At 53.9% G+C, this 13072-nt stretch carries 9 protein-coding genes; 7 read left to right on the top strand and 2 right to left on the bottom strand.

The features are described 5' to 3' along the window. Positions 1 to 139: 139 nt before the first annotated feature. Positions 140 to 742 (bottom strand): protein-methionine-sulfoxide reductase heme-binding subunit MsrQ, encoded by a 603-nt coding sequence (msrQ, locus tag C1N64_RS00945; protein WP_006120980.1) that lies wholly within the window; start codon positions 740 to 742, stop codon positions 140 to 142. Further along, the gene (msrP, locus tag C1N64_RS00940) at positions 743 to 1747 is read right to left on the bottom strand and encodes a protein-methionine-sulfoxide reductase catalytic subunit MsrP (protein ID WP_006120979.1); all 1005 of its coding nucleotides are present in this window, start codon (positions 1745 to 1747) and stop codon (positions 743 to 745) included. 282 nt (positions 1748 to 2029) lie between these two features. On the opposite strand from msrP, the gene csrD reads away from it, so the two are divergent. The 7 genes from csrD to yhdP all read left to right on the top strand — a co-directional run bounded on the left by csrD (position 2030) and on the right by yhdP (position 13009). Then, positions 2030 to 3979 (top strand): RNase E specificity factor CsrD, encoded by a 1950-nt coding sequence (gene csrD, locus C1N64_RS00935; RefSeq protein ID WP_054633000.1) that lies wholly within the window; start codon positions 2030 to 2032, stop codon positions 3977 to 3979. Positions 3980 to 4288: 309 nt separating this feature from the next. Then, the gene (gene mreB / locus C1N64_RS00930) at positions 4289 to 5332 is read left to right on the top strand and encodes a rod shape-determining protein MreB (RefSeq protein WP_003855260.1); all 1044 of its coding nucleotides are present in this window, start codon (positions 4289 to 4291) and stop codon (positions 5330 to 5332) included. A gap of 147 nt (positions 5333 to 5479) precedes the next feature. Next, entirely contained in the window at positions 5480 to 6502 is a 1023-nt protein-coding gene (gene mreC, locus C1N64_RS00925) for a rod shape-determining protein MreC (RefSeq protein ID WP_006120977.1), read from the top strand. Beyond that, positions 6499 to 6987, top strand: coding sequence for a rod shape-determining protein MreD (gene mreD / locus C1N64_RS00920; RefSeq protein ID WP_006120976.1), 489 nt, complete (start codon positions 6499 to 6501; stop codon positions 6985 to 6987). Before mreC ends, mreD begins: the two co-directional genes overlap by 4 nt. An 8-nt stretch (positions 6988 to 6995) precedes the next feature. Further along, positions 6996 to 7577 carry a Maf family protein gene (locus C1N64_RS00915; protein ID WP_058702694.1) on the top strand — a complete coding sequence of 194 codons (582 nt, stop codon included), beginning with the start codon at positions 6996 to 6998 and terminating at the stop codon, positions 7575 to 7577. 1 nt (position 7578) lies between these two features. Next, complete coding sequence (rng, locus tag C1N64_RS00910) at positions 7579 to 9048, top strand: ribonuclease G (RefSeq protein ID WP_033740062.1); 1470 nt, start codon at positions 7579 to 7581, stop codon at positions 9046 to 9048. A gap of 133 nt (positions 9049 to 9181) precedes the next feature. Next, a complete protein-coding gene (gene yhdP, locus C1N64_RS00905; RefSeq protein ID WP_394515192.1) occupies positions 9182 to 13009 on the top strand; it encodes an AsmA2 domain-containing protein YhdP in 3828 nt (1275 codons plus the stop codon). The last annotated feature ends 63 nt before the right edge of the window (positions 13010 to 13072 follow it).

The raw sequence follows: 13072 nt of genomic DNA, 5'->3' as shown, positions 1-13072 counted from the left end.
GAAGCGTCAAATCGCAATAAAGCCGGCCATTATATCCGTTTCGTGGCATTTCGCAGCAAAATACTGGTCTTATCTGCGAAGTTGATCGGATGCGGTCCGGAGACCGCATTTTTGCAGACGATAGCGGGGAAAAGAGCGGTTAACGCGGCCACCACTTAATGAACTTTTTGTAGCGCCACGCTAACAGGACCAGGGCTAAAAGCGCATAAATAATGGGTTGCGGCGAAAGGATTTTGACTGACCAGAGATAATGGACAGGTGCCAGGATCGCGACCAGATAGATCAGGTTATGCAATGTTTGCCACCGTTTGCCGAGTTTACGCTGCATGCGCTGGAAAGACGTGACGGCCAGCGCCAACAAGATAAACCAGGAGAGGATCCCCAGCGTCAGATAGGGCCGGGAAATCAGCTCACTGCCCAGCAGGCCGATGTTATTTATTCCCAGCTCCAACAGGTAGTAGCTGGTCAAATGCAAACTGGCCCAGAAAAATGTCCAGATCCCCAGCAGGCGTCGGGTCCGAATGAGCAGGGGTTGTTTTATCAGGCGCGTTAAGGGCGACACCAGCAACGTAGCCAGCAGCAGTTTCAATGCCATTCGGCCGGTAAAATGCTGGATATCCTTTGCCGGGTCGGCGCTCAGTCCACCGTGCATCGCGGCCATGATCAAATAAACCAACGGCAGGAACGCAGCCAGATGCAACAGGACTTTAAGCCAGCCGATCTGCTTTATTGTCAGGCGCACTCAATAATTCTCCCGCAAATCCATGCCGCGATAGAGCGAGGCAACCTGATCGGCATAACCGTTGAAGAGTAACGTAGGCTGACGATCCACATTAAAGCTACTGCCCGGCCCAATAAAACGTTCGGTCGCCTGTGACCAGCGTGGATGGTTCACATGGGGATTCACGTTGGCATAGAAACCATACTCATTGTCGGCAATCTGATTCCATGTCGTTGGCGGTTGATCGTGAGTGAGCGTAATTTTCACAATGGACTTGATGCCCTTAAAGCCATATTTCCACGGAACCGTCAGGCGAATCGGCGCACCATTCTGCGGCGGCAGCGCTTTACCGTATACGCCCGTTGTCAGAATCGTAAGCGGATGCATCGCTTCATCCAGACGCAAACCTTCTACATAAGGGTAATTGAGCCCGCCGCCAATAAACCGGTCTTTTTGCCCTGGCATCTGATCGGGCGCGTACAGCGTCTGGAAGGCGACGAAGCGGGCTTTGCTGGTGGGTTCTGCCAGCTTCAGCAGTTTATTTAATTCAAATCCGATCCAGGGAACGACCATCGACCAGGCTTCAACACAGCGCATGCGATAGATTCGTTGCTCCATCGCGAAGCGCTTAAAAATATCATCCATGTCCAGCGTCACGGGCTTAGCCACTTCGCCCTCAATCGTCAGTTTCCAGGGATCGGTTTTTAGGGTACCGGCGTTCGCCGCAGGATCGGCTTTATCCAGACCAAATTCGTAGAAATTGTTGTATCCGGAAACTTTATCGGCGGGCGTTAAGGGCAGGTTAGCCTGGTACTGGGCGGGTTTGGTAAAGTCAAGCGGACGGCCTGCGGGGGCAGCAGGGCGGTCGTTGCCTTTGAACCAGCTCAGGATATCAGCATTCGCCATGCCGGGAAGGCCCATGGCCGCGGCACCCAGCCCCAGCGTCTGAAGCACCCGACGACGGTTCATATTAAAGATGCTTTCTGGCGTTACATCTGCTTCGGTCAGGCTTTTAGTCGGCTTCATCGTTTTTCTCCAGGCGCGATAGTCTCAACCAGCATGATGACTATTACTTATGCTGGCGAATTTCGCTGCAAAAATGTGAAATTTCCTGGCTTCGTTCTCAAATGGGAATCCACTGAAAAATGTAGAATCAGGCGCTGTGAGATCTTCTCAGCGGTATACTTCGCCTTCACGCACAACGCCACTGTTGCCAGACGACATTTGTGTTATTTTGCTCAAATTTCTTCCGGCTGCCGTGCAGCGCCAGCGTGATCCGGCGACAACCGAAGTGAAACAGGCACAGGGATGCGATTAACGACCAAACTTTCTGCATTTATTACACTGATTAGCGTACTGGCAATGGTTTTAATGCTGGTGGGTTGTGCTTTTAGTGTTTTCTGGCTCACGCATCAGCGCGTCGAAAGTCGCGTACAGGTGCTGGCGACCGAAGTTGATAACGTCTTGCTGAGCCAGCCTCCCGATGCGCTCAAGGCCTGGCTGGCTCCTATGTTACCTGTTATTAACGCGGAGCAACTTTCTCTCTATAACGGTCGCCAACCTGTTTTTACGCTGTCCCGCCATGAAAATCAGATGCTCGAGCACGAAAAAAACCGCTATATCCATTTTGACATTGCGCTAATGCACCAACCGGGAATGCGGCTCCAGTTGACGATTCTCGATCCTGCACAAACCTGGCTACGCTCGATTCCTGCGACTTATACCCTTGTCGCCCTCGTGCTGGTTGTACTGATTATGGCGGTGATGCTGTCCATCATCCATCGCTGGCTGGTGCGTCAATGGCGCGGGATGGAACACCTGGAAAGTCGTTCGGCATCGATTCTTGCTGGCGAGCGTACCTTCTTCCGCCAAAAGCAGCGTGATGAGTGGCCGCCCAAAGCCAGTCGGGCGATCGATCAGCTTCTGTCAGATTTACAGGAAGCCGGCGAGCAGCGCGTTCGCATTGATACGTTAATTCGTACCTTTGCTGCGCAGGATGGCCGAACCGGGCTGAATAACCGGCTTTTCTTCGATAATCAGTTGGCCACCTTGCTGGAGGACCAGGAAGATGTCGGGACACACGGCGTGGTCATGATGATCCGCTTTCCTGAGCTCGACACGCACGATCACTCGCTTGGACCGGTGCTGGTTGAAGAGTACCTGTTTAACGTCGTCAATATGCTGTCCACTTTTGTCATGCGTTATCCCGGCGCGCTTCTTGCGCGTTATTTTCGCAGTGATTTTGCGGTATTGCTGCCGCACCGCAGCCTGAAAGAGGCCAACAGCATCGCTGACCAGTTAATTAATGCCGTTGATGCGTTACCTCCTATGCGCATGGTGAACCGTGACGACTTTATTCACATCGGTATCAGCGCCTGGCACAGTGGCCAGACGGTGCCGCAGGTAATGGAAAATGTGGAGATGGCGACGCGACGGGCAACGCTGTCCGGTGGCAATAACTGGTCAAACGGCGCGGGCAATCCGCAGGATGCCGGGCGCGGCAGTGTTCGCTGGCGCACTTTGCTGGAAAATACACTCAGTCGCGGTGGGCCGCGGCTCTATCAAAAACCTGCCGTGGACCGTGAGGGCAAGGTTCGTCATCGTGTCATACTCAGCCGCATCTTTGATGGTGATAAAGAAGTGCTGTCGGCTGAATACATGCCACTGGTGCAGCAGCTTGGCATGGTAGAGAGCTGGGACCGGCAGATGGTGTTGCGCATTGCCGCTTTGTCAGAGCTGTGGCCTGAAGAAACACTGGTTATCCCGGTCAATATCGACTCTCTGTTAAAGCGCCCCTTTGTCGTCTGGTTGCAGCGAATGTTGCTGGCCTGCCCAAAAAGTCAGCGAAAACGATTTTTATTTGAACTTGCGGAAGGGGATGTTTGTCAACACATCAGCCGTTTGATTCCGGTGTTGCATTCGCTCCAGGCATTTGGCTGCCGGATTGCTATCAGTCAGGCAGGACTGACGGTAGTCAGTAGCGCCTATATCAGGCAACTGCCGGTCGCGTTAATCAAGCTGGATGCCGGCCTGGTGCGCAACATTGAGCGCCGTACTGAAAATCAGCTGTTTGTGCGGAGCCTGCTGGACGTCTGCAAGCCGACCGGTACCCGGCTTTATGCGGCAGGCGTTCGCACAAAAGCGGAGTGGCAAACTCTGGTCGAATTAGGGGTTGAAGGCGGGCAGGGCGACCTGTTTTCACCTTCTCAGCCGGTCAACAGTAATGTGAAAAAGTACTCGCAACGTTACCAGATTTAATCGTTTGCCTGAATTCGCCGGTTTTACGCCAGCTTTTAGTGAATACAGGACAACAAACAGGCAGAATAGAGCGCCTGAAATGTTAGATTTTATGTCGGAGTAAAGTTAAGAAAATTCTTTAACAAGCTGCTCTGATAGCGTGATATCGCTGTTCCGCTCGTGTGCGAAACAGCTGTAAATGATTTAATGCGAATGTCGCCTAATTTTTCACCGAAGCAGAACGTTTTTGCGCCTTGTGGCAGCTTCGTGTGGTTGGTAAAGTAAGCGGATTTTATTTTCCGCCTCCAGCTTGCAGGATTATCCCTTAGTATGTTTAAAAAATTTCGTGGCATGTTTTCCAATGACTTGTCCATTGACCTGGGTACCGCGAACACCCTGATTTATGTAAAAGGACAAGGCATCGTGCTGAACGAGCCTTCCGTAGTGGCTATTCGCCAGGATCGTGCCGGCTCACCTAAAAGTGTAGCGGCCGTTGGTCATGACGCCAAACAGATGCTAGGCCGTACACCGGGCAATATTGCAGCCATTCGTCCTATGAAAGATGGCGTTATCGCCGACTTCTTCGTGACCGAGAAAATGCTGCAGCACTTCATTAAGCAGGTTCACAGCAACAGCTTTATGCGCCCAAGTCCGCGCGTGCTGGTATGTGTGCCTGTCGGTGCCACGCAGGTTGAGCGCCGCGCAATCCGCGAATCTGCCCAGGGGGCGGGTGCACGTGAAGTGTTCCTGATTGAAGAACCTATGGCGGCCGCCATTGGCGCTGGCTTACCGGTTTCTGAAGCGACCGGGTCAATGGTAGTCGATATTGGTGGCGGTACCACTGAAGTTGCCGTCATTTCTTTGAACGGCGTAGTTTACTCTTCTTCCGTGCGTATCGGTGGTGACCGCTTCGATGAAGCCATCATTAATTATGTGCGCCGTAATTACGGTTCACTGATTGGTGAAGCCACAGCGGAACGTATCAAGCATGAGATCGGTTCTGCTTACCCGGGTGACGAAGTGCGTGAGATCGAAGTGCGTGGTCGTAACCTGGCAGAAGGTGTGCCACGCGGCTTTACCCTTAACTCAAATGAAATCCTTGAAGCCCTGCAAGAGCCGCTCACCGGAATTGTGAGTGCAGTAATGGTCGCGCTGGAACAGTGTCCGCCAGAACTCGCCTCTGACATTTCCGAGCGTGGCATGGTCCTGACGGGCGGTGGTGCGCTGCTGAGAAATCTGGATCGTCTGCTGATGGAAGAAACAGGCATTCCTGTTGTCGTCGCGGAAGATCCGCTGACCTGCGTTGCGCGCGGCGGCGGTAAAGCCCTGGAAATGATCGACATGCATGGCGGCGATTTATTCAGCGAAGAATAATGGCCTCAACCGGCTGAGACCGTCGTAACAGTGCGCAGGGAGTAGCGTGTAAACCGGCGCTGCGTGCATCGGTATGATGTGTCCAGCCCAGGAAAGTGCGGTACGTCCGTACTTTCTTACCTTGTAGTCGAGGAACACGCAGATTATATGAAGCCGATTTTTAGCAGAGGCCCTTCTCTGCAATTGCGTCTCTTTCTGGCGGTGATTGTGGCGATTGCCATCATCATCGCAGATAGTCGCGTGAGTTCATTTACGCAAATACGCAACTATCTGGACACATCGGTCAGTCCGTTTTACTTCCTGGCCAACGGCCCGCGTCAACTTCTGGATGGCGTGTCAGATACGCTGGCTTCACGCCAGCAGCTTGAGCTGGAAAATAAAGCGTTACGTCGGGAGCTGTTTCTGAAAAACAGCGACCTGCTCATGCTGGGGCAATACAAGCAGGAGAATGCACGCCTGCGCGAATTGCTGGGTTCACCTCTGCGTCAGGACGAGCATAAGATGGTGACCCAGGTGATCTCCACCGGTACCGATCCCTATACCGATCAGGTCGTGATTGATAAAGGCAGCGCCAACGGCGTGTATGAAGGTCAGCCGGTCATCAGTGATAAAGGAGTTGTGGGCCAGGTCATCGCTGTCGGCCAGTTTACCAGTCGCGTTCTGCTCATTTGTGATGCATCACATGCGCTGCCCATTCAGGTGCTGCGTAATGATATTCGTGTCATTGCCGCGGGCAATGGCTGTACGGAAGATTTACAACTGGAACATCTGCCAGGCAATACCGATATTCGCGTGGGCGATGTGTTAGTCACCTCAGGCTTAGGTGGCCGCTTCCCTGAAGGCTATCCTGTCGGTGTCGTGTCCTCGGTAAAAGTGGATACGCAACGCGCTTATACCGTGATTCAGGCACATCCTACTGCGGGTCTGCAACGTCTGCGCTATTTGCTGCTGCTTTGGGGAGCCGATCATAATGGTGATATGCCTATGGCGCCTGATGAAGTGCATCGGGTCGCGAACGAGCGCCTGATGCAAATGATGCCGCAGGTGCTGCCGCCTGCCGGCGAAATGGGGCCGCCTGCGCCCACCACACAGACTACCACACCCGCTTCGGGCAGCAGCGAAAGTCGTTCGCAGGATGCCGCTTCCCGCTCACGCGGAGGCCAGAATTGAGTCGATATCGCAGCCAGGGACGATGGGTGATCTGGCTGTCCTTTCTGATGGCGTTTATTCTGCAAATCATGCCATGGCCGGAACAGATCTATATGTTCCGGCCATCGTGGCTATTGTTGATTCTGGTGTATTGGGTGCTGGCGCTGCCGCATCGCGTGAATGTGGGCAGCGGTTTTCTGCTGGGGGCGATTATGGATTTAATCGCCGGTTCGACGTTGGGCGTTCGCGCACTGGCGCTCAGCATTATCGCCTATCTGGTTGCGTTTAAATTCCAGTTATTCCGTAACTTAGCATTGTGGCAGCAGGCGTTAATGGTTATGGTGCTGTCATTAGCAATGGATGTGATCGTCTTCTGGGCAGAGTTTCTGGTGATCAACGTCTCATTCCGCCCTGAAATTTTCTGGAGCAGTGTTGTCGACGGGATTCTCTGGCCGTGGCTATTCTTATTGATGAGAAAGATCCGCCGTCAGTTCGCTGTTCAATAAGGAAATTTATGGTAACCCTGTATCTGGCCTCCGCGTCTCCCCGCCGACGTGAACTGCTGAGCCAGCTTGGCATCACCTTCGAGCGTCTTGTCACTGATGTTGAAGAGCAACGTCAACCCGGTGAAACGGCAGAGGGCTATGTTCGACGCCTGGCGCATGACAAAGCTAAAGCGGGCGTCACGCTTGCCCGGCAAGACTTACCGGTGCTGGGTGCCGACACCATCGTGGTGCTCAATGGCGAGGTGCTGGAAAAGCCCCACGATGCCGACCATGCCAGCGCAATGCTCAGTAAACTCTCGGGAAAAACGCATCAGGTCATGACGGCTATCGCGCTCGCCGATCGTCAGCAGGTGCTGGACTGTCTGGTGGTCACCGAGGTGACGTTTCGTAACTTAACCGCACACGACATCAATGAGTACATCGCCACAGGTGAACCTATGGATAAAGCAGGCGCTTACGGTATTCAGGGAAAGGGCGGAAACTTTGTTCGTAAAATCAATGGAAGTTATCACGCAGTCGTCGGATTACCGTTGGTTGAGACCGCGGAACTGATCGACCAGTTCCAGTCACTGCGTGCCGTAAGGGGTTAACATGACGGCAGAACTACTGGTTAACGTTACGCCTGCTGAAACGCGCGTCGCCTACATTGATGGCGGTATCCTGCAGGAAATTCACATTGAGCGCGAAGCCCGGCGGGGCATCGTCGGTAATATTTACAAAGGGCGCGTCAGCCGGGTTTTGCCTGGCATGCAGGCGGCATTTGTGGATATCGGGCTTGATAAAGCGGCCTTCCTGCATGCGTCCGACATCATGCCGCATACAGAATGCGTTGCGGGCGACGAAAAGAAAAATTTCGTGGTACGTGATATCGCGGAGCTGGTGCGTCAGGGACAGGATCTCGTGGTGCAGGTGGTGAAAGATCCCCTTGGCACTAAAGGCGCGCGGCTGACCACAGATATCACGTTGCCCTCGCGCTACCTGGTGTTTATGCCCGGCGCTTCACACGTTGGCGTTTCACAACGCATTGCCAGTGAAAAAGAGCGTGAACGGCTTAAAGCCGTCGTGGCCGACTACTGTGACGACCTGGGCGGTTTCATCATCCGCACCGCCGCGGAAGGCATTGGCGAAGAAGAGCTGGCGCAGGATGCTGCGTTTCTGAAACGGCTCTGGACCAAAGTCAGCGAGCGGAAAAAGCGCAATCAAACCCGTTGCTTACTCTATGGTGAGCTGGCGCTGGCGCAGCGTATTCTGCGCGATTTTGCGGGCGCAGCGCTGGATCGCATTCGTGTCGATTCGCGCCTGACCTGCGATCTCCTCAAGGAATTCACCAGCGAATACATCCCGGAGATGTCCAGCAAGCTCGAGCTTTACAATGGCAAACAGCCCATCTTTGATCTGTTTGATGTTGAGAACGAGATTCAGCGCTCACTGGAACGTAAAGTTGAACTGAAATCTGGCGGATACCTCATCATCGACCAAACTGAAGCGATGACGACAATCGACATCAACACCGGTGCCTTTGTCGGACACCGAAACCTTGATGAAACTATTTTTAACACCAATGTGGAAGCGACACAGGCGATCGCCCGCCAACTGAGGCTACGTAACCTTGGCGGCATCATCATTATCGACTTCATTGATATGAGTAATGAAGATCATCGCCGTCGCGTGCTGCATTCGCTGGAAACCGCACTCAGTAAAGACAGAGTGAAGACGGGCATCAGCGGGTTTTCCGCCTTAGGGCTGGTGGAAATGACGCGCAAGCGTACGCGCGAAAGTATCGAACACGTGCTGTGTGAGGATTGCCCGGTGTGTAAAGGGCGCGGCACACTGAAGACCGTCGAAACAGTGTGCTACGAAATTATGCGTGAAATTGTTCGTGTTCATCATGCTTATGATTCTGACCGTTTCCTGGTCTACGTGTCGCCGACGGTGGGCGAAGCGTTGAAAACGGATGAGTCCCATGCGCTGGCGGAAGTGGAGCTGTTTGTCGGCAAGCAGGTAAAGGTGCATGTTGAAGCGCTCTATACTCAGGAACAGTTCGATGTGGTCATGATGTAGTGCTGGCCGGTCAGGCTCACGATGTCTGGCCGCACATTTTAGGGTAAAATGTGGCCCCATACCGCTTATGTCATAAGACGCCGGGTATGAGCAGCAACCATCCGTCGTTAACGGTAGACAAGGAGAGGTGTGAGTGAGGCAGTTGCCAAGAGTGATGTTACTGCTGCTCGCGACAGTCATTGTGATTGTGGCGCTGCTGGTCAGTGCGCTGCGTCTGGCGATGCCGCACCTCGATAACTATCGTAGTCAGGTCTTAGAGTTTGTTTCTGACGTCAGCGGTGCCAATGTTAACGCCAGCCAGCTGAAGGGCAAGTGGGAAAATTTTGGGCCCACGCTGCAAATCCGTGACCTGAACGTGGACATGAAACAAACGGGGACGCTCTCGATCGCGCGTATTACCGTTGCGCTGGACGTCTGGCAGTCATTGCTCCACTGGCGCTGGCAGTTCCGCGATCTGACGTTCTGGCAGTTGCACTTTAACAGCACTCAGCCTCTCCTGACCAGTGACAACGAGAAGCACAGCTTCAGGCTCACCCAGATCAACGATCTGTTTTTACGCCAGTTCGATCACTTCGATCTGCGCGACAGCACGATTGGTTTTATCACGCCATCCGGTCAGCATGCTGAACTGGCTATCCCTAAACTCACCTGGCTGAACGAACATACGCGACATCGCGCAGAAGGTGAGGTCAGCCTGTCGAGTTTTACCGGACAGCACGGTGTTGTGCAGGTCCGTCTCGACCTGAACGATAACGAAGGCTTACTCAACGACGGTCGCATCTGGATGCAGGCTGATGACGTGGATATGCGCCCCTGGCTGGGCCGCTGGGTACGGGATAACACCCGTCTGGACAGCGCCCGGTTTAGCCTGGCAGCCTGGGTCACTCTGCGTGATGGTGATATCTACGCTGGCGACCTGTTGTTAAGTCAAGGCGGCGCAAGCTGGCAGGGCGAGAGCGGTCCCCATACTCTCAACGTTGATGGTCTGACGGCGCACCTTTCGCGTTACAAAAATGGCTGGGTGGTAACGGTGCCGCAAACCAAACTCAGCACAGACGGCAATGCGTGGCCTGCTGGTCATTTTTCGCTGTTCTGGCAACCGCAGGACGAGCAGATGCTGGGCAGCAACAGCGAGGCCAAAGTCCGCGTTCGTGCGACGCAGTTAGCATTAGATCGCATCGCGCCGCTGGTGCCGCTTTTTGCGCCTCTCTCACCTGCGCTGTTTGATAACTGGCGTGCATTGCGGCCGCGGGGCACGATTGATGGGCTTGCGTTAGATATTCCCTTAGCACAACCCGAGCAGACCCGCTTTCAGGTAAAGTGGCGTGATTTTAGCTGGCAGTACTGGAAGCTGGTTCCCGGCATCAGCCATCTTAATGGTGAGGCGACAGGCAGCCTGAACGATGGGCAAGCCGCAATTGCGATGGGGCAGGCTACGGTGCCTTATGGTGATATGTTCCAGGCACCGCTGGAGATCAAACAGATCACCGGCAACCTTAACTGGACGCAGGATAAGCAGGGGCTGACGCTGGCGGGTCACGACCTTGACATTCAGGCCCGTTCCCTTTGGGCGCACGGCGATTTCCGCTATCAGCAAAACAGTGATGCGCAACCTCAACTGAATATTCTGGCCGGCATTAACGTCACGAACGCTGGTGATGCGTGGCGCTATTTTCCGACACCGATAATGGGCCACTCGCTGACACACTATTTAAGCGGTGCGATTAAAGGCGGCAAGGTCAGTAATGCCACGCTGCTGTTTAACGGTAATCCAGCGCTTTTTCCCTTCCAGCACAACGACGGGATGTTCCAGGTTTGGGTGCCGTTACGCCAGGCAACCTATGCGTTCCAGCCGGGCTGGCCCGATCTCAGCAATCTTGATATCGATCTTAACTTCCTGAATGACGGCCTGTGGATGAATGCGCCACTGGCGAAACTGGGTGAAGTCGATGCCCGTAATGTCAGCGCTGTCATCCCGGATTACCTGAAGGAAAAGCTGATTATTAATGGCGATATCAGCGGTGACGGGCAGCAAATCGGTGAGTACTTCCAGCACACGCCGCTCAAATCGTCGCTGGGAGTGGCACTGGGACAGCTCCAGGTCAAAGGCCTGACCAAAGGTCATCTCAAGCTGGATATTCCATTGAATGGCAAAGATGTTCACGCCAGCGGGGATGTGCAGATGAATAACAACAGCCTGCATATCAAACCCCTGAATACCACAATGACCCATTTGACGGGGCAGTTCCGCTATAACAACGGCAATCTCGAAAGCGATACGCTGCAGGCCAACTGGTTTGGACAGCCGATCGATGTCAGCTTCACGACGCAGGAGAATCCTGACGATTTTGGCGTGAACGTCAAATTACAGGCGGACTGGCAACTGGCAAAAATCAATGATATACCCCGACAGATTAGCAGCCAACTGGCCGGTCATCTTCCGTGGCAAGGTGAGGTAAACGTCACCTTGCCTCACAAGGGCGGTGCACATTATGCCGTGCAACTCAAAGGAGACGGTAAGGAAGTAAGTAGTCGCTTACCTCCGCCACTCGACAAAAAGGCTGGCGAGAGCCTGCCGGTTACCGTTAATGCAAACGGCGACTTAACGCATTTCGATCTGAGCGGCAGCGTTGACGAGCGGCACCGGTTTAACAGCCGCTGGCTGCTGGAGCCTACGCTGCGCGTTGAGCGAGGCATCTGGCTTAACGACACCAAAACCACACCGGCGCTGCCGGATCGTTCAGGCATGGTGCTGAATTTGCCTGTGCTCGATGGCGAAGCCTGGGCGGCACTCCTGATGGCGGGCGAAGGCGGAGCGGCCAGCCCGTCGGGTGAGCATAAGGTGGGCGGGGCAACGTTGCCAGGCAATATTATCTTACGTAGCCCCGCTGTCAGTCTGGCAGGGCAAGAGTGGCATGACGTGGATACCACCCTCACCCAGGAAATGGGCGGTAAAACCCAGGTGAAGGTTAATGCCAAAGAGTTACGTGGCCAGCTTACGACCTCGCCGTCAGCAGCGTGGCAAGTTGCTCTGGATTATCTTTATTACAATCCCGACTGGCAGGGCGCTGACGGAAAAAATACCGCGGCTTCGCCACTGGGGCAAAAAAGCGACCAGATTGACTTTAGCAAGTGGCCTGCGGTGCAGTTTCAGTGTGCAGAATGCTGGCTGATGGGACAAAAATACGGGCGCGTTTCCGCCGGGCTGCAACCTAAAGGAAGTACGTTAGCACTTACTAATGGCTTGGTGGATACAGGCAGTTCGCGTCTGAATATTCAGGGCGAATGGGTTAACCGGCCCAACGACCAGCGTACCTCGCTGAAAGGCACCTTGCAGGGCAGCAACATCAATAACGCAACCAACTGGTTCGGCGTAAATACGCCATTACGCGATGCACCTTTCAAAATTAACTATGACCTGCACTGGCGCGCTGCACCCTGGCAACCATCAGCGGAAACGCTGAGCGGCACACTGAAAACACACTTTGGTAAAGGCCAGATAACGGATGTGGATACCGGTGCGGCGGGGCAGATTTTGCGCCTGCTCAGTTTTGATGCACTGCTACGTAAACTGCGTTTCGACTTCAGTGATACTTTTAAACAGGGTTTCTATTTCGATTCAATCAATGGTACCGCCTGGATTGAAGATGGCGTCATCCGTACTGATAACCTGTCAGTCGATGGGCTGGAGGCGGATATCGCCATGCAGGGCAATATGGATCTTGTGAAGCGACGGATTGATATGGAAGCCATAGTTACCCCGGAAATTTCCGCCTCCGTTGGTGTCGCCACCGCGTTCGCGATTAACCCGGTCGTCGGGGCCGCGGTATTCGCGGCCAGTAAGGTTCTGGGGCCGCTCTGGAGTAAAATTTCTGTGCTGCGCTATCACATCAGCGGCCCGCTCGATAGGCCCAAAATTGACGAGGTTATGCGTAAGCCACGCGAAACCTATAACAAGTGATATTTGACGGCGTAACATAATTGCCTCAGGCTATGAATATCCGAGCACATATTGAGTGAGAAA

The organism is Pantoea sp. SGAir0215 (assembly GCF_043543215.1).
This window is presented reverse-complemented; position numbering and strand designations above follow the sequence as displayed.

What these genes read in the sequence shown, in the direction of transcription:
- C1N64_RS00915 (WP_058702694.1), top strand. Translation starts at nt 6,996, where the DNA reads ATGGTAACCCTGTATCTGGCCTCCGCGTCTCCCCGCCGACGTGAACTG.
- mreB (WP_003855260.1), top strand. Translation starts at nt 4,289, where the DNA reads ATGTTTAAAAAATTTCGTGGCATGTTTTCCAATGACTTGTCCATTGAC.
- mreC (WP_006120977.1), top strand. Translation starts at nt 5,480, where the DNA reads ATGAAGCCGATTTTTAGCAGAGGCCCTTCTCTGCAATTGCGTCTCTTT.
- msrP (WP_006120979.1), bottom strand. Translation starts at nt 1,747, where the DNA reads ATGAAGCCGACTAAAAGCCTGACCGAAGCAGATGTAACGCCAGAAAGC.
- csrD (WP_054633000.1), top strand. Translation starts at nt 2,030, where the DNA reads ATGCGATTAACGACCAAACTTTCTGCATTTATTACACTGATTAGCGTA.
- rng (WP_033740062.1), top strand. Translation starts at nt 7,579, where the DNA reads ATGACGGCAGAACTACTGGTTAACGTTACGCCTGCTGAAACGCGCGTC.